Raw genomic sequence first — 17,634 nt, forward strand, 5'->3', positions numbered from 1 at the left:
TTATATATCATATAATATCGCTGTAAAAACAATATTGTTTCCAGCATATCTATTGTCATCTTTTATCCTGGGTTATCAAAGTACCTTCACTTTTGTACAGAAGATGATATAAAGCTTTGCTGTCCCACCAGAAAGGAGGCGCCTATGGCTCTACCCATCAGCTCCGGATTAATGGATGCCATCGTTTTGGCGGTAGTTGCCCGGGAAGGAACCTATGGCTACAAAATCACCCAAGATATCCGACAGGTGGTGGAAATCTCAGAATCCACTCTATATCCGGTTCTGAGAAGACTTCAGAAAGACCACTGTTTGGAAACCTATGATTTGGAATTTCAAGGGCGTAACCGACGGTATTACCGCATCACCCCCATTGGGCAGGCCCGTTTATCTTCGTACCTGAAAGAGTGGCAGGAACATAAGGAACGGATCGACCAAATTCTTTTCGATGATGGCAGCGCACAAAAGGAGGAGCCTATCCATGAATAAAAAAGAGTTTTTGTCCCGCCTCAGGATTGCTCTTTGCAGTCTGCCGGAGGAAGAACGGGAAAACGCAGTAAAATATTATCAGGAATATTTTGATGAAGCCGGGCCGGAACGGGAACGGGAAATCATTGAGGAACTGGGTTCTCCCGAAGCAGTCGCTCAAGGTATTTTGCAGGATTATGCCGACAACAATCCTCAATGGGCCTCTATTCACTACCACACTCCTTCCCCTGCTGTTGAGGAAGCGAAAAAGCGGAAAATGCCTGTATGGGCCATTGTGCTGGTGTGCCTTTTGCTTTCTCCCCTGCTGCTGCCTTTGGGATTGATTGTGTTGACCATTATTTTAGGGGCATTTGGTGTTGTCTTCGGTCTGTTCATCGGCTGCATTGGCCTGATGGCCGCTTTTGCCGTAACTGCTCTTGTGGTTTTGGCTGCCGGACTGCTGTTGGCCTTTGCCGGCCTTGGCTCACTTCTGGCTTCTCCTGCTGCGGCACTGCTGTGTATGGGAGTGGGACTGCTGCTGATAGGGTTTAGTATCCTGGGGATCGTCGCTGCAGTCTGGCTGATCGTCACCTGCATCCCCACCGTTGTTCGCTGGATCGGCAATCTTTGCCGTCTGCCTTTCCGGAAAGGGGGCGCACAGTCATGAAGAAATTTTACCGTACTGCTTTAGCTCTGGCCGGAGGGTTGGTAATCCTGGGAATTCTGCTGACAGTATTGGGGTTGGTATTGGGCGCCCCCCTCAGCAGCCTTTCCATCAAAATGCCGCTGAATATACGCATCTTTCCCCATCTTTCTTACTCCTCTTCGTTCCAGGAAAAAAATCCAGACTTTTTCGCCCTTTATGAAGGGGTACGTTCACTGGAAATCGAAGGAACGGAAGCGGCCATCACCATTAAAAATGGAGATGATTTTTCCATTGAAGCAAAGCATCCTGCATCCAACTTTTCCTCTGAACTCCATGGCAGCCGGTGGGTAATCCATTCCGGCGAGTTAAGATCCCATCAATGGCCGGTGGATCAGGCGCCGGAAATCACCATTACTCTTCCCAGAGATTTCGTGGCAGAGGAATTGAATGTGGAACTGGGGGTTGGTTCTCTTACCTCTGCTCCATTGGCTGCCCAAAAAGCAGAACTGGAGGTTGGTATTGGAGAGATGACAATAGAAACCCTGGATTGTCCCAATCTGTCTTTGGAGGTGGAAATGGGGTCTGTAAACATGACGTTGGCAGGCCGCGAGGAAGATGTGGCGTTTTCTCTGGAAAACAACATGGGCAGTGTATCCATTGGTTCCCGAACTTGGGCGGGATTCGACCAGGAAGAGCGTTGGAACCCAGACGCTCCAAGAAAAGCTGAAATTTCCTGCTCTATGGGCGAAGTCTTTATTGACTGGGCAAAGTAAAGCTGCATTATAAAAGATCTTTGAACAGGTGGAACACAATGTTCCTCAATCCATAACGCTTCATTTTACCGTTTTTAAAAAGTTTGGTCCCCGGCATAGTTCTAAATTGTACAGCGTTTAGCGCTCTATCCCCACTTTTGCCGCCCAACAGCGGCCTCCATGCAATACTGATATTTTTACAGCAAAAAAGAGACGGCCAAAAACTCTGCCGTCTCTTTTTTGTATGAACAAAATCATTCTCAGCTTGGCCGCTATAGCCGCTCTGTATGTAATAGAAAGCTCTTCCCAGAAGATTCTCCTCTGTACTTTTCCCAAAGAAAAACTTCCTGAAAGGGCTCAGATCATTCCTGATAATATTTAATCAGGGCCTGACTGCCATCATTCTCATAGCCTTTTTGGGCCATGCCTTCGTAAAGACGGAGCACAGCCTCCAGCATTTCCAGCTGGACACCACGGCTTCTGCTTTCTTCATCTACAATTTTCATATCTTTGATGAAGTGCTTGATAAAGAATCCCGGTGCCAAATCTCCTTTTAACACCCGGGGCGCCATGTTGTTGATCTGCCAGCTGCCAGCCGCTCCCCCACTGATGGCTGCCAGCATTTTTTCAGGGTCCAGCCCCACTTTTTCCGCATAAACCAACGCTTCCGTATAAGCCGCAGTGGCTCCTGCCACACAAATCTGATTGCAGGCCTTGGTATGCTGGCCACATCCCGCAGGCCCCATCAGGTTGATGCTCTTACCCATGCACTGGAAGAGCGGCATTACGTCCTCAAGATCCTTTTCGTCTCCACCTACCATAATGGACAAAGAGGCTGCTTTGGCACCGCTGTCTCCACCAGAAACTGGCGCATCCATTACCCGAATACCTTTTTTCTTTCCCTCTTCATATAAGCGCTGCGCCAGTGCCGGAGAGGAAGTCGTCATATCAACTGCCAGAGCGCCCGTTTTTGCACAAGCAAAAATACCTTCTTCACCCAAAAAGACCTCTTCCACGTCTTTGGGATAACCTACCATAGAAAAAATATAGTCCGCATCCTGTACCGCTTCCCGGACACTTCCTACGCAATGAAAGCCATATTCCTCTTCCAGTTGTTTTCTCTTCTCCTCACGGCGGACATAAGCAGTAACGGCATATCCCTTTTTCACCAGATGACCCGCCATAGGCGCTCCCATTACGCCGGCACCTATCCAAGCTACCTTTTTCATATTGGCCAACTCCTCTTTTGATAGTGAAATGTTCCGCAATCACCGTTGCGGCGGAATCCTTTTTGAGTATAGCCTATCTGCTGCTGAAAAGTCAACCATGACAGGAGATTCACCTATGGTCACTCCAAAAGACGCCTCGTTGTTGCCTCAATAGGTATCATCGGTTGAACTAACAATTTTTAAAAATCTTCAAAATGGTCTGAAAAAGATCTGTTATCGCTATGTGCCCTCTGTGTACTGAATTTTGCTTTGCTTGCACCACTTATCCCTCCGCCCGCAAACATATTGCTCTCCAGAAAGCTTTTTATTACCGGCGATTGGCTGGTCACTGTTTACTTTCCTCAATATCTGAAGATGCAGTTTTACAGGACGCTTCACCAGCAAAACCAAAGACTTTCATTTAACAACAAAAGGGCGCGGTCAAATGACCGCGCCCTCTCATTAAGGCGAAACTAAAATTTAGGAGTTGATCTTGGTAACAACACCGGAACCGACGGTACGGCCGCCCTCACGGATAGCGAAGCGGAGGCCTTCCTCGATAGCGATGGGGGTGATCAGCTCAACATCCATCTCGACGTTATCGCCGGGCATGCACATCTCGGTGCCCTCAGGCAGGGAGATAACACCGGTAACGTCGGTGGTTCTGAAATAGAACTGAGGTCTGTAGTTGTTGAAGAAGGGGGTATGACGGCCGCCCTCAGACTGCTTCAGAACATACACCTGGCCACGGAACTTGGTGTGGGGGTGAATGCTGCCGGGCTTGCACAGAACCTGACCACGCTCGATCTCGGTTCTCTGAATACCACGGAGCAGAGCGCCGATGTTGTCGCCGGCCTCAGCATAATCCAGGGTCTTGCGGAACATCTCAACGCCGGTAACGACGGTCTTCTTTCTCTCCTCGGTCAGACCGATGATCTCGACCTCGTCGCTGGTCTTGACCTGTCCACGCTCAACTCTACCGGTGGCAACAGTACCACGGCCGGTGATGGTGAACACGTCCTCAACAGGCATCAGGAAGGGCAGGTCAGCCTTACGCTCAGGAGTGGGGATATAATCATCAACAGCATCCATCAGAGCCAGGATGGGAGCATACTCAGGAGCGGAAGGATCCTTGCTGTCGCTCTCCAGAGCCTTCAGAGCGGAACCCTTGATGATCGGGATGTCGTCGCCGGGGAACTCGTAGCTGGACAGCAGCTCACGGATCTCCATCTCAACCAGCTCCAGCAGCTCCTCGTCGTCCACTTGGTCAACCTTGTTCATGAACACAACGATATAGGGCACGCCAACCTGACGAGCCAGCAGGATGTGCTCACGGGTCTGAGGCATGGGGCCATCAGCGGAAGAAACAACCAGGATAGCGCCGTCCATCTGAGCAGCACCGGTGATCATGTTCTTAACATAGTCAGCATGTCCGGGGCAGTCAACGTGAGCATAGTGACGCTTGTCGGTCTCATACTCAACGTGAGCGGTGTTGATGGTGATACCACGCTCTCTCTCTTCGGGAGCCTTATCGATCATATCATAGGCCTCGAACTGAGCCTGGCCCTTCAGAGCCAGAACCTTGGTGATAGCAGCGGTCAGGGTGGTCTTGCCGTGGTCGACGTGACCAATGGTACCAATGTTTACATGGGGTTTGGTTCTTTCGAACTTCTGCTTTGCCATTGTAATTTCCTCCCTTTAACTAGGATTCTAAAAATTTTCCGCCTATACGGTTACAACTTGTATTGTATCAAGTTATGCGCCCAATTTCAAGGGCTTATACAGGCTTTTATTCCCCTTTGGTGCGAACGCTGATAATTTTATCGGCAATGCTCTTGGGAACCTCCACATAGTGGCTGGGCTCCATGGTATACTGGCCACGGCCCTGGGTCTTGGAACGCAGGTCGGTAGCGTAACCGAACATTTCGGAAAGGGGCACAAAAGCGTTGATCTGGTTGGCGCCATGACGGGACTCCATGCCCTGGATCTGACCACGGCGGGAGTTGAGGTCGCCGATGACGTCGCCCATATAATCCTCGGGGGTGATGACGGAAACCTTCATGATAGGCTCCAGGATGACGGGATCAGCCTTCCGCATACCTTCCTTGAAGGCCATGGAGGCGCAGATCTTAAACGCCATTTCAGAGGAGTCTACTTCATGGTAAGAACCATCATACAGAGTGACCTTGACATCCACAACGGGATAGCCGGCCAAAACACCGGACTGCATCGCGCCCTGGATACCCTGGTCGATAGGTCCGATATACTCCTTGGGGATCGCGCCGCCCACGATGGCGTTGATAAACTCATAGCCCTTGCCGGATTCGTTAGGCTCAATCTTGATCTTGACATGACCATACTGACCCTTACCACCGGACTGCTTGGCATACTTGTTGTCCACGTCGGCAGGCTTGCGGATGGTTTCCTTGTAAGCAACCTGGGGCTTGCCCACGTTTGCTTCCACCTTGAACTCACGGAGCAGACGGTCCACGATGATCTCCAGATGGAGCTCACCCATACCGGCGATGATGGTCTGGCCGGTCTCCTGATCGGTGTAGGTCTTGAAGGTGGGATCTTCCTCAGCCAGCTTGGCAAGGCCGATGCCCATCTTTTCCTGACCAGCCTTGGTCTTGGGTTCGATGGCGACCCGGATAACGGGATCGGGGAACTCCATAGACTCCAGGATGATGGGATGCTTCTCGTCGCAGAGAGTGTCACCGGTGGTGGTGTTCTTCAGACCAACAGCGGCAGCGATATCGCCGGCATAAACCTGCTCGATATCGGTCCGGTTATTGGCGTGCATCATCAGGATGCGGCCCAGACGTTCATTGCTGTCCTTGTTGGCATTGTACACAGTGGAGCCTGCGGTGCAGGTACCGGAGTATACGCGGAAGAAGGCCAGCTTACCCACATAGGGGTCGGTCATGATCTTGAAGGCCAGAGCGGCGAAAGGCTCGTCATCAGAGGAAGGTCTCTCTTCCTCTTCCTCGGTCTCGGGATTGATACCCTTGATGTGAGGAACGTCCACAGGAGAGGGCATATAGTCCACAATGGCATCCAGCAGCTTCTGAACGCCCTTGTTCTTATAGCTGGTACCGCAGACCACAGGAACCATATGGTTGTCCAGGGTCGCCTGACGGATGACGCGCTTGATGTCCGCTACGGCGAGTTCCTCACCGTCCAGATATTTCATCATCAGCTCTTCATCCAGCTCAGCCACAGACTCCAGGAGCTTGGCACGATACTCTTCGGCCTGCTCCTTCATGTCCTCGGGAATTTCCTCCACCCGGATGTCCTTGCCCAGATCGTCATAGTAGACGTCAGCCTTCATCTCCACCAGATCGATGATACCCTTAAAGGTATCCTCACTGCCGATGGGCAGCTGGAGGGGAACCGCGTTGCACTTCAGACGGTCGCGGACCATGTCCAGAACGTTGTAGAAATCGGCGCCCATAATGTCCATCTTGTTGACATAGATCATTCTGGGTACCTTGTACTTGTCGGCCTGACGCCACACAGTCTCGGACTGAGGCTCAACGCCGCCCTTGGCGCACAGAACGGTAACGGAGCCGTCCAGCACACGCAGGGAACGCTCGACCTCAACGGTGAAGTCCACGTGACCGGGGGTATCAATGATGTTGATGCGATGGCGGTTTTTCTTCGCCAGCGCGGGATCATTCTGATATTCGGTGTGGCTCCAATAGCAGGTAGTAGCAGCGGAGGTAATGGTGATACCTCTCTCCTGCTCCTGTGCCATCCAGTCCATCTGTGCGGTACCATCGTGAGTTTCACCGATCTTGTGGGTCTTGCCGGTGTAGTAGAGGATACGTTCTGTAGTTGTGGTTTTACCCGCATCGATGTGAGCCATAATGCCGATATTACGAGTCATCTCGAGAGATACTTCTCTTGGCATATTGCCCTCCTAACCTGATTTGACCGTCCCTCTGCCACAGCACAGGGATTGCATCCAAATGTTTGAAAAAAAGATTTTACAGACAGGATTACCATCTGTAGTGAGCAAAAGCCTTGTTGGCCTCTGCCATCTTGTGGGTGTCGTCCCGCTTCTTGCAGGCGCCGCCCTGGTTGTTGAGAGCATCGAGGATCTCAGCAGCCAGACGCTCCTTCATGGTCTTCTCGGAACGAGCTCTGGAGTAGCTGGTCAGCCAGCGCAGGCCCAGGGTCTGCCGTCTCTCGGGACGGACTTCCATGGGGACCTGATAGGTGGCGCCGCCCACGCGGCGAGCCTTTACTTCCAGAACGGGCATGATGTTCTCCATGGCCTGCTCAAAGCACTCCAGGGCATCCTTGCCAGTCTTTTCCTTGACAATGTCGAACGCGCCGTACACGATCTTCTGAGCCACACCCTTCTTGCCGTCCAGCATCACGCTGTTGACCAGACGAGTGACCAGCTTGGAATTGTAAAGCGGATCCGGCAAAACATCACGTTTTGCGATATTACCTCTTCTTGGCACTTCGCTTCCCTCCTTCATAATAGGATGAATTCATCGGTACTCGAAAGTCAGAACTCCCGTTGGGCCAATCGGAGACTTGTCTATAAACAAAGCCGCCAAATTGGCAGATTTTTTCAAATCAAGGGGTTTCTTACTTTGCGGCACCAGCCTTCTTAGGCCGTTTTGCACCGTACTTGGATCTGGCCTGCATTCTCTTGGCAACACCCTGGGCATCCAGAGTACCACGAATGATGTGATAACGCACACCGGGCAGGTCCTTGACACGGCCGCCGCGAATAAGCACAACGCTGTGCTCCTGCAGATTGTGTCCGATACCGGGAATGTAAGAAGTTACTTCCAGGCCATTGGACAGCCGGACTCTGGCAACTTTACGAAGCGCGGAGTTAGGCTTCTTAGGGGTGGATGTTCTGATTGCAGTACAAACACCTCTCTTTTGGGGAGAATTCTGCTCGATAGCGGTACGCTTCTTGGAGTTCCATCCACGAAGCAGCGCAGGAGCGGTAGATTTCTTCTCCAGGGACTCTCTGCCTTTGCGGACAAGCTGGTTAAAGGTTGGCATTTATTGCACCTCCTCCTGAAAAATTTCGGCTCCGCCGTTGTGACGGCGCCTTGATGATCTATGAAAAACGGGGGTCTCTTGTTGGAAAGGACCCCCGTTTTCACCACAAGCTTTTGAGGTCTCACCAAGATACAATTGTATCAAATGCCTCTCCAACTTGTCAAGAACGAAATTTGGATATTACCGCGATTTTTCTGGTTTTTTTCTGTCCACTCTGCACAGATTCACCGGGTCGAATGAGCATTACTCCTCAGGGAGCTCCTCTTCATCCTCTTCCAGCTCATCCAGCAGCTCCGGCTCCTCCAGATCGTCCTCCTGAGATTCCTCTGCGGCGGCGGGATGCTCCTCACCACAGCAGCAGCTGTCGGCAGCCTCCTCGGTGCGATAGCTGACCAGACCGGTACCGGCGGGAATCAGCTTACCGATGATGACGTTCTCCTTCAGACCCTGGAGCGGATCGGTCTTGCCCTTGATAGCCGCGTCGGTAAGAACACGGGTGGTCTCCTGGAAGGAAGCGGCGGACATGAAGGAATCGGTGGCCAGAGACGCCTTGGTGATACCCAGCAGCACAGGATGGTACTCCGCTTTTCTGCGGCAGCCGCCGTCCTCAGCGTTGAGGCGGTCGATCTCAGCGTTGACCCGCTTGACTTCCGCCCGGTCGGCCAGAGCGCCGGGAATCAGGCTGGTATCGCCTGCATCCTCTACCTTCACCTTCTTCATCATCTGACGGACAATGACCTCGATGTGCTTGTCGTTGATATCAACACCCTGGGTACGGAAGACCATCTGAACTTCCTTGATCAGATAATCCTGTACAGCCAGTTCGCCGTTGACCGCCAGCACCTCGGCAGGCTCAGCGGAGCCTTCGGTGATGAAGGTACCCTTTTCAATATAGTCGCCCGCAGCCACTCTCAGCTTGGAACCGTAAACGATCTGATGCTCAAACCGCTCGCCGGTCTCAGGATTATCCACCCGGATCAGATCCACGCCCTTGTTGTCCTTGTCAAAGGAAACCTTACCGGCGCAGTGAGCGATAACCGCCGCGTTCTTGGGCTTTCTGGCCTCGAACAGCTCCTCAACACGGGGAAGACCCTGTGTGATATCGCTGGCGGAAACCGCGCCGCCGAAGTGGAAGGTTCTCATGGTCAGCTGAGTACCAGGCTCACCGATGGACTGAGCAGCGATGATACCTACTGCTTCACCGATGGCAACAGGCTGATCGGTGGCCATGTTGGCGCCATAGCACTTGGCGCAGACGCCGTCCTTGGCCTGGCAGTTGATGATGGAGCGGATCTTCACCTTCTTGATACCGGCGGCGATGATCTTCTCCGCGTCAGCATCGTTCATCATCTTATCCCGGCTTACCAGCACCTCGCCGGTAGCGGGATCAATGACGTCGTCGGCCACATAACGGCCGCAGAGACGCTCGGCGAAATCCTCGATGACACGGCCGCCATCGCTGATCTCATAGACCTCGATACCCTCGTGAGTACCGCAGTCGTCCTCACGGATGATCACTTCCTGGGAAACGTCCACCAGACGGCGGGTCAGGTAACCGGAGTCCGCGGTACGCAGAGCGGTATCGGCCAGACCCTTTCTGGCGCCTCGGGAGGAGTTGAAGTACTCCAAGATGTTCAGACCTTCACGGTAGTTGGAACGAATGGGGATTTCGATGGCGCGTCCGGAGGTGTTTGCAATCAGACCTCTCATACCGGCCAGCTGACGGATCTGGTCCATAGAACCACGGGCGCCGGAGTGAGCCATCATAAAGATGGGGTTGTGGGTATCGAAGTTCTCCTCCAGAGCCTTCTTCACCTGATTGGTGGTATCGGTCCACACCTTGATGACCTGATCGTAACGAACATCATCAGAGATATAACCACGCTCATACTGGCGGCGGATCTTCTCGATCTTATCCTCAGCCTGAGCGATCAGCTCTGCCTTCTGGGGCGGGATGGTGGCGTCGGATACGGCGACGGTGAGAGCGCCCAGGGTGGAATACTTGAAGCCCTGAGATTTCACCTGGTCCAGCACCTCACTGGTGCGGGTGGTGCCGTGGCGCTTGATGCACTTGTCAATGATCTTGGACAGCTGCTTCTTGGTCACCAGGAACTCGATCTCATAGCGGAACAGGTTCTCCTCCTTGGAGCGGTCCACAAAGCCCAGATCCTGGGGAATGGGGTTGTTGAAGATGATGCGGCCCACGGTGGTATCCACCAGCTGGCTGCGCATCTGGTCGCCGATCATCTTTTCCCGGCGCACCTTGATGGGGGCATGGAGGCCCACCACATGGGACTGATAAGCCATCAGGGCCTCATCGGTATCACGGAACACCTTGCCGTGACCCATCTCGTCCTCGATGACCATGGTCAGGTAATAGGAACCCAGCACCATGTCCTGAGAAGGTACCGCCACAGGGCGGCCGTCAGAGGGCTTGAGCAGGTTGTTGGCAGCCAGCATCAGGAACCGGGCCTCGGTCTGAGCCTCGGCGGACAGGGGGACGTGAACAGCCATCTGGTCGCCGTCGAAGTCGGCGTTGAAGGCGGTGCACACCAGGGGATGCAGCTTGATGGCGCGGCCTTCCACCAGGATGGGCTCAAATGCCTGGATACCCAGTCTGTGGAGGGTAGGCGCACGGTTAAGCATCACAGGATGGTCCTTGATGACGATTTCCAGAGCGTCCCAGACTTCCTTCTGGGCAGCCTTTTCCACCATCTTCCGGGCCTTCTTGATGTTGTCGGCCACCTTCAGGTCCACCAGGCGCTTCATAACGAAGGGCTTGAACAGCTCCAGGGCCATCTCCTTGGGCAGACCGCACTGATACATCTTCAGTTCGGGACCCACGACGATAACGGAACGTCCGGAGTAGTCAACACGTTTACCCAGCAGGTTCTGACGGAAGCGGCCCTGCTTACCTTTGAGCATATCGGACAGGCTCTTGAGGGGCCGGTTGTTGGGGCCGGTGACGGGACGGCCGCGGCGGCCGTTGTCGATGAGGGCGTCCACCGCCTCCTGGAGCATCCGCTTCTCGTTGCGGACGATGATATCGGGAGCGCCCAGCTCCAGCAGCTTCTTCAGGCGGTTGTTGCGGTTGATGACCCGGCGATACAGGTCGTTGAGGTCGCTGGTGGCGAAACGTCCGCCGTCCAGCTGGACCATGGGGCGGATCTCCGGAGGGATGACCGGGAGCACATCCAGGATCATCCATTCCGGCTTGTTGCCGGAGAGACGGAATGCCTCCACCACTTCCAGACGCTTGAGCAGCTTGGCCCGCTTCTGGCCGGTGGCCTTTTCCAGCTCCTTCTTGATCTCCTGGGACAGCTCCTCCACATCCATCTCCTGGAGCAGCTTCTTGATGGCCTCGGCGCCCATGCCCGCCTCAAACTCGTCCTCATAGGCCTCACGCAGCTCATAGTACTCCTTCTCAGAGAGGAGCTGGAGCTTTTTCAGGCTGGTGATGCCGGGATCGATGACGATATAGGAAGCGAAGTACAGCACCTTTTCCAACACCCGGGGGGAGAGGTTGAGAAGCAGTCCCATCCGGGAAGAGGTACCCTTGAAGTACCAGATGTGAGAAACGGGGGCCGCCAGCTCGATGTGGCCCATCCGCTCACGGCGCACCTTGGAGCGGGTGACCTCGACGCCGCAGCGCTCGCAGATCTTGCCCTTGTAACGGATGCGCTTATATTTACCGCAGTAGCACTCCCAGTCCTTGGTGGGTCCAAAGATCCGTTCGCAGAACAGACCGTCCCGCTCCGGCTTGAGGGTGCGGTAGTTGATGGTTTCAGGTTTTTTGACCTCGCCATAGGACCAGGCTCGGATACTCTCGGGAGAGGCCAGGCCTATTTTGATGGATTCAAATACGTTAAATTCCAATGTGCTACCCCTCTTCCTTATTCATCCATGGAAAAATCGTCGTCAACGTCCAGCAGGGAGTCGTCGGAGAGCACCGCGTCCTCGTCGTCCTCATCGGGATTCTCGATGGCGAAGCTGTCCTCCAGCTCGGAGCCTACCTCCACGTTGTCTTCCTCAAACACAGGAGCGTCGGCAGGAGCCAGACCCATGTTGTCGTCCTCGTCGAAGTTCTGCTTGAGGTCGATTTCGTTGTTATCCTTATCCAATACCCGCACATCCAGCGCCAGGCTCTGCAGTTCCTTAATGAGCACCTTGAAGGACTCGGGGATACCGGGCGTGGGCACGTTGAGGCCCTTGACGATGGACTCGAAGGTCTTGACACGGCCCACCACGTCGTCGGACTTGACGGTGAGGATCTCCTGCAGGGTGTAGGCGGCGCCGTAAGCCTCCAGAGCCCACACCTCCATCTCACCGAAACGCTGGCCGCCGAACTGGGCTTTACCACCCAGAGGCTGCTGAGTCACCAGGCTGTAAGGACCGGTGGAACGGGCGTGGATCTTATCATCAACCAGATGATGGAGCTTGAGGTAATACATATAACCGACGGTGACCCGGTTGTCGAAGGGCTCGCCGGTACGTCCGTCGTACAGAACGGTCTTGCCGTCCTCAGGCAGACCGGCTTCCCGCAGGCAGGCACGGATGTCTTCCTCACGGGCGCCATCGAAGACGGGGGTCATCACCTTCCAGCCCAGCTCCATGGCGGCCCGGCCCAGATGAACCTCCAGCACCTGTCCGATGTTCATACGGGAAGGCACGCCCAGAGGATTGAGCACGATGTCCAGAGGACGTCCGTCAGGCAGATAAGGCATATCCTCCTGAGGCAGCACACGGGAAACAACACCCTTGTTGCCGTGGCGTCCGGCCATCTTGTCGCCCACGCTGATCTTACGCTTCTGGGCGATGTAGCAGCGGACCACCATATTGACACCGGGAGACAGCTCGTCGCAGTTGTCGGGGGTGAACACCTTCACATCCACGATGGTGCCGTACTCGCCGTGGGGCACCTTCAGGGAGGTGTCACGGACCTCACGGGCCTTCTCACCGAAGATGGCCCGGAGCAGCCGCTCCTCGGCGTTCAGCTCAGTTTCGCCCTTGGGGGTGACCTTACCCACCAGGATATCGCCGGCATGGACCTCAGCGCCCACCCGGATGATACCCCGCTCATCCAGCTCCTTGAGCATATCGTCGCCCACGTTGGGGATATCCCGGGTGATCTCTTCCGGTCCCAGCTTGGTGTCACGGGCTTCGATCTCATACTCCTCGATGTGGATGGAGGTGTAAACGTCGTTGCGGACCATCTTCTCGTTGAGGAGAACGGCGTCCTCGTAGTTATAACCTTCCCAGGTCATAAAGCCGATGAGGGCGTTCTTGCCCAGAGCGATCTCACCGTTGCAGGTGGCGGGACCGTCAGCGATTACCTGGCCCACAGTGACCCGCTCGCCCTTGTCCACGATGGGACGCTGGTTGATGCAGGTACCCTGGTTGGAACGGAGGAACTTGATGATGGGATAGGAGACCAGCTCGCCCTCGTCGGTGCGCAGCAGCACCTCATCGGCGCAGACCCGCTCCACGATACCGTTGTGCTTGGAGAGCACCACTGTACCGGAGTCCACAGCGGCCTTATATTCCATACCGGTGCCCACGACGGGGGACTCGGTCTTAATGAGCGGAACAGCCTGACGCTGCATATTGGCGCCCATCAGCGCACGGTTGGCGTCATCGTTTTCCAGGAAGGGGATCATAGCGGTAGCCACGGACACCACCATCTTGGGGGAGACGTCCATGTAGTCCACCTTTTCCCGCTCCACTTCCTGTACGGTATCGCGGTAACGGACGCTGACACGCTTGTTGACAAAGCGGTTTTCCTCATCCAGAGGGGCGTTTGCCTGGGCGACGATGTACTCGTCCTCCACGTCGGCGGTCATGTAGTCCACTTCATCCAGTACCCGGCCGGTTTCCTTATCCACCCGGCGATAGGGGGCCTCCACGAAGCCGTACTCATTGATCCGGGCGAAGGTTGCCAGATAGGAGATCAGACCGATGTTGGGACCTTCAGGGGTCTCAATGGGGCACATGCGGCCATAATGGCTGTAGTGAACGTCGCGGACCTCGAATCCGGCGCGGTCACGGGACAGACCGCCGGGGCCCAGGGCGGACAGACGGCGCTTGTGGGTCAGCTCCGCCAGAGGGTTGGTCTGGTCCATGAACTGGCTCAGGGGAGAGGAGCCGAAGAACTCCTTGATTGCCGCCACCACAGGACGAATGTTAATCAGGGCCTGGGGGGTGATGGATTCCTGATCCTGAGCCTGAGTGGTCATACGCTCCCGGATAACACGCTCCATACGGCTGAAACCGATGCGGAACTGGTTCTGGAGCAGCTCACCCACGCTGCGGATACGGCGGTTGCCCAGATGGTCGATGTCGTCGGTGGTGCCGATGTCATGACCCAGGCAGCACATATAGTTGATGGTAGCGAAGATATCGTACTTGCGGATATACTTGGGGATCAGCTCATCAATCCGGGCACGGATGGCGTCCTTCTTCTCCTCCTCGGTCTCGCAGCTCTCCAGGATCTCCTTGAGCACGGAGAAGCGGACCTTCTCATTGACGCCCAGCTCGATGCAATCGAAGTCCACAAACTTCTTGATGTCCACCATGCCGTTGGAGAGGATCTTCAGCTCTCCGCCGTCCACCTTGACCCAAGCGGTATCCACGCCCAGATCCTCAATGAAATGAGCCTTCTCGCGGGAGATGACTTCGTCCACATCCGCCACGATCTCACCGGTCATGGGATCGGCGATGGGACGGGAAAGGGTGCGGCCATTGAGGCGGTTAGCGATCCCCAGCTTCTTGTTGTATTTGTAGCGGCCTACACGGGACAGATCATACCGGCGGGCATCAAAGAGCAGCTGCACCAGATGCTTGACGGCGCTGTCCAACGTGGGGGGCTCGCCGGGACGCAGCTTGCGGTACACTTCCAGCAGGGCCTCATCGCCGGTCATCTCACTGTCCTTGGCGGCGATGGTCTTGGCAAGGTAGCTGTCCTCACCGAACACCTCAAAGATCTCGTCGTTGCTGCCCACATTGACAGTGAGGGCGTTTGCCAGATCGGCGTTGATCTCCTCGATGGTCACATCGTCCCGCACCCGCAGCAGAGCCCGGATGAAGGTGGTGATGGGCAGCTTGCGGTTTTTATCGATACGGACGCTGAAGACATCGGAGGAATCGGTGTCATACTCCAGCCATGCGCCGCGGTTGGGGATGACGGTGGATTCAAACAATTTTTTACCGGCGGCGTCATACTTGCTGTCATAGTAGACACCGGGGCTTCTGACCAACTGGGAAACGATGACGCGCTCGGCGCCGTTGATGATGAAGGTGCCGGCCTCGGTCATCAGGGGGAAGTCCCCCATGAAGATGTCCTGTTCCTTGACTTCTCCGGTCTCTTTGTTCAGCAGACTTACCCGTACACGCATGGGAGCGGCATAGGTGGTGTCCCGCTCCTTGCACTCGGCGATGGTGTACTTGGGTTTATCGTCCAGCCTGTAGTCGATGAAGTCCAGCACCAGGTTTCCCTGATAGTCGGTGATTGATGACATATCCTTGAAGACCGCTTTCAGGCCTTCGTCCAGGAACCACTTGTATGAGTTCTTCTGTACTTCAATGAGGTTGGGCATTTCCAACACTTCATTGATCCGGGCGAAGCTCATCCGGGTGTTTTTGCCCAGCTGAACCGGCTTGACGTTTACCATTCGCTCACTCACGCTCCATTTCATCTTTTCACCTATAAAGACGGGCTTCCATCATACCGCGAACTTTGTCTGAATCTGACAAAAATACGAGAGTATTATCGTAAATTTTTCATCCTTGACAAGGACTTCTAGGTATAACTAGCCATTATGATACAGTATTATATTATACGGTCAACCCTCCCCCGTGTCAAGAACAATTTTCTAATAGGCGAAATTTTTTCTTTTTACCCTGCTTTTATAGTCTTTGCTCCTGTTTTCTCCGCCGGACGTATGCGGCTGTCATTTGACCCGCAAATGGATTCATGATATAGTTATTAACCGCGCTGACACGCTGGAAATGATTATTTGCGGATAAACAGACTGCCGGAACTTCCTTTTAGACCAGGAATTCCAGCGGTCTTTTTTTATTTCACAAGGGCCGTTTTCCTCTTTTCTTTGGGCATACCCTGTACTGTACTCGAATATATATCAGACAGGCTGCTCTCCATGACAGCCGGGAGCGCCGCTATTGTCAAAACATCGAGGAGGGGAAGTAAATGACGTCTTTTCTGCCGGAAGGAAGTCTGCTGGGTACAGAGGAAAATGACCGCTTTTTTCGCGGGCCCGCCGCTCTGGAGGAAGCCAGAGCAAGCCAAAGGATCCTGGAGGCCCGGGCTGTGGTGTGCGATCCCGATCATAATCTGATCGTGGATTTGGGCTTTACCCGGGGGCTGATCCCCCGCTGCGAGGGGGCGGCGGGCATCAGTGATGGTTCCACCCGGGATATCGCCATTATCTCCAGAGTAGGCAAGCCGGTCTGCTTTGTTGTCACCGGCCTGAGCCGCAGCTGCTCCGGACGGATGCTGCCGCTCCTCTCCCGCCGGCAGGCACAGCAGCGGTGCCGGGAGGAGTACTTATCACGGCTTGTGCCTGGAGATGTTATTCCCGGGAGGGTCACCCACCTGGAAAATTTCGGAGCCTTTGTGGATATGGGCTGCGGTCTGCCTTCACTGATTCCAATCGACCATATTTCCGTTTCCCGCATCGCCCATCCCCGGGACCGGTTCCGGCCGGGGGATTCCATCCTGGCGGTGGTCAAAAGTCTGGAGCCGGATGGACGGATCTGTCTGAGCCACAAGGAACTGCTGGGCACCTGGGAGGAGAATGCCGCTCTGTTCCAGCCGGGAGAAACGGTGGCGGGGGTGGTGCGTTCTGTGGAAAATTATGGTGTTTTTGTGGAGCTTACCCCCAATCTGGCGGGATTGGCGGAACCCTTTGGGGAGGTCCGTCCGGGGCAGCACGCAAGCGTCTACATTAAAAGCATCCTACCGGACAAAATGAAAATCAAACTGATCCTGGTGGATGCCTTTGACGCCGCCTACATCAGACCGGAGCTGCGGTATTTTGTCACCGGGGGCCATATGGACCGATGGGTCTATTCCACCTCCAGCTCTCCCCGAAAGATGGAGACCATCTTTTCCCCTGCCGCTGCTGAAAGCGAAAAAAATGAAGAAGCTTCCCTGTAGGCAATCAGCCAAAAGATGTACATTGCATATGCAAAAAGGGCGGTACCGCAAACAAATACCCGGTGCCGCCCTCAGGCTGTAAAAAAGCCTGTTTGAAAGAGCAAACAAAATTCAAAATCATAAAAATCAGGACATGCGCCTGATTTTTATACCACGCCCCGCGCCCACCAGGGCGCGAAACCGGGGGTATCGCCGCTGGTTTCGTCAGGAACCAAGCGGCGTATCCAGAGGGACTGGGTCCCCCTGGAAGTGTGCCGAACCCCTTCGGCACACTCAGAGCGGTATCGCAGACAAATACGCGATGCCGCCCTTTTGAGCGTATCTTAAGTCTGCACAGAAAGTTATGTCCGCCCTGGGAAA

At 54.6% G+C, this 17,634-nt stretch carries 12 protein-coding genes; 4 read left to right on the forward strand and 8 right to left on the reverse strand.

Annotated features, from left to right (window positions below; translation table 11 throughout):
* Positions 1-144 precede the first annotated feature (144 nt).
* Genes BQ5383_RS05650 through BQ5383_RS05660 form a run of 3 tightly spaced genes read left to right on the forward strand, consistent with a single transcriptional unit; the run spans position 145 to position 1,884 of the window.
* Complete coding sequence (locus tag BQ5383_RS05650) at positions 145-486, forward strand: PadR family transcriptional regulator (RefSeq protein WP_071430180.1); 342 nt, start codon at positions 145-147, stop codon at positions 484-486.
* Positions 479-1,132 carry a DUF1700 domain-containing protein gene (locus tag BQ5383_RS05655; protein ID WP_071430182.1) on the forward strand — a complete coding sequence of 218 codons (654 nt, stop codon included), beginning with the start codon at positions 479-481 and terminating at the stop codon, positions 1,130-1,132. Before BQ5383_RS05650 ends, BQ5383_RS05655 begins: the two co-directional genes overlap by 8 nt.
* Entirely contained in the window at positions 1,129-1,884 is a 756-nt protein-coding gene (locus BQ5383_RS05660) for a DUF4097 family beta strand repeat-containing protein (RefSeq protein ID WP_071430184.1), read from the forward strand. Before BQ5383_RS05655 ends, BQ5383_RS05660 begins: the two co-directional genes overlap by 4 nt.
* Before the next feature lie 117 nt (positions 1,885-2,001).
* Here BQ5383_RS05660 and BQ5383_RS20640 read toward each other — a convergent pair whose 3' ends face one another.
* The 8 genes from BQ5383_RS20640 to rpoB all read right to left on the reverse strand — a co-directional run bounded on the left by BQ5383_RS20640 (position 2,002) and on the right by rpoB (position 15,769).
* Complete coding sequence (locus BQ5383_RS20640; RefSeq protein WP_139193364.1) at positions 2,002-2,199, reverse strand: hypothetical protein; 198 nt, start codon at positions 2,197-2,199, stop codon at positions 2,002-2,004.
* A 26-nt stretch (positions 2,200-2,225) separates the two neighbouring features.
* A complete protein-coding gene (locus tag BQ5383_RS05665; RefSeq protein WP_071430186.1) occupies positions 2,226-3,092 on the reverse strand; it encodes an NAD(P)-dependent oxidoreductase in 867 nt (288 codons plus the stop codon).
* A gap of 459 nt (positions 3,093-3,551) precedes the next feature.
* The gene (gene tuf / locus BQ5383_RS05670; RefSeq protein WP_071430188.1) at positions 3,552-4,754 is read right to left on the reverse strand and encodes an elongation factor Tu; all 1,203 of its coding nucleotides are present in this window, start codon (positions 4,752-4,754) and stop codon (positions 3,552-3,554) included.
* Positions 4,755-4,860: 106 nt separating this feature from the next.
* Positions 4,861-6,984: an elongation factor G gene (gene fusA / locus BQ5383_RS05675; RefSeq protein ID WP_076944451.1), complete on the reverse strand. Its 2,124-nt coding sequence runs from the start codon at positions 6,982-6,984 to the stop codon at positions 4,861-4,863.
* Positions 6,985-7,072: 88 nt separating this feature from the next.
* Positions 7,073-7,543: a 30S ribosomal protein S7 gene (gene rpsG, locus BQ5383_RS05680; protein WP_071430192.1), complete on the reverse strand. Its 471-nt coding sequence runs from the start codon at positions 7,541-7,543 to the stop codon at positions 7,073-7,075.
* Positions 7,544-7,673: 130 nt separating this feature from the next.
* Entirely contained in the window at positions 7,674-8,102 is a 429-nt protein-coding gene (gene rpsL, locus BQ5383_RS05685) for a 30S ribosomal protein S12 (protein WP_071430194.1), read from the reverse strand.
* Positions 8,103-8,345: 243 nt separating this feature from the next.
* Entirely contained in the window at positions 8,346-11,978 is a 3,633-nt protein-coding gene (rpoC, locus tag BQ5383_RS05690) for a DNA-directed RNA polymerase subunit beta' (protein WP_071430196.1), read from the reverse strand.
* Positions 11,979-11,995: 17 nt separating this feature from the next.
* A complete protein-coding gene (rpoB, locus tag BQ5383_RS05695; protein ID WP_071430198.1) occupies positions 11,996-15,769 on the reverse strand; it encodes a DNA-directed RNA polymerase subunit beta in 3,774 nt (1,257 codons plus the stop codon).
* 536 nt (positions 15,770-16,305) lie between these two features.
* On the opposite strand from rpoB, the gene BQ5383_RS05700 reads away from it, so the two are divergent.
* Positions 16,306-17,274, forward strand: a complete 969-nt coding sequence (locus BQ5383_RS05700) for a S1 RNA-binding domain-containing protein (RefSeq protein ID WP_071430200.1) — start codon at positions 16,306-16,308, stop codon at positions 17,272-17,274.
* The last annotated feature ends 360 nt before the right edge of the window (positions 17,275-17,634 follow it).

It is taken from the genome of Angelakisella massiliensis, from assembly GCF_900104675.1.
Lineage (GTDB): Bacteria > Bacillota > Clostridia > Oscillospirales > Ruminococcaceae > Angelakisella > Angelakisella massiliensis.

Excerpts from the sequence above, each read along its gene's own strand:
- BQ5383_RS05650 (WP_071430180.1), top strand. The coding sequence starts at position 145 with ATGGCTCTACCCATCAGCTCCGGATTAATGGATGCCATCGTTTTGGCG.
- BQ5383_RS05655 (WP_071430182.1), top strand. The coding sequence starts at position 479 with ATGAATAAAAAAGAGTTTTTGTCCCGCCTCAGGATTGCTCTTTGCAGT.
- BQ5383_RS05660 (WP_071430184.1), top strand. The coding sequence starts at position 1,129 with ATGAAGAAATTTTACCGTACTGCTTTAGCTCTGGCCGGAGGGTTGGTA.
- BQ5383_RS05665 (WP_071430186.1), bottom strand. The coding sequence starts at position 3,092 with ATGAAAAAGGTAGCTTGGATAGGTGCCGGCGTAATGGGAGCGCCTATG.
- tuf (WP_071430188.1), bottom strand. The coding sequence starts at position 4,754 with ATGGCAAAGCAGAAGTTCGAAAGAACCAAACCCCATGTAAACATTGGT.
- fusA (WP_076944451.1), bottom strand. The coding sequence starts at position 6,984 with ATGCCAAGAGAAGTATCTCTCGAGATGACTCGTAATATCGGCATTATG.
- rpsL (WP_071430194.1), bottom strand. The coding sequence starts at position 8,102 with ATGCCAACCTTTAACCAGCTTGTCCGCAAAGGCAGAGAGTCCCTGGAG.
- rpoB (WP_071430198.1), bottom strand. The coding sequence starts at position 15,769 with ATGGTAAACGTCAAGCCGGTTCAGCTGGGCAAAAACACCCGGATGAGC.
- BQ5383_RS05700 (WP_071430200.1), top strand. The coding sequence starts at position 16,306 with ATGACGTCTTTTCTGCCGGAAGGAAGTCTGCTGGGTACAGAGGAAAAT.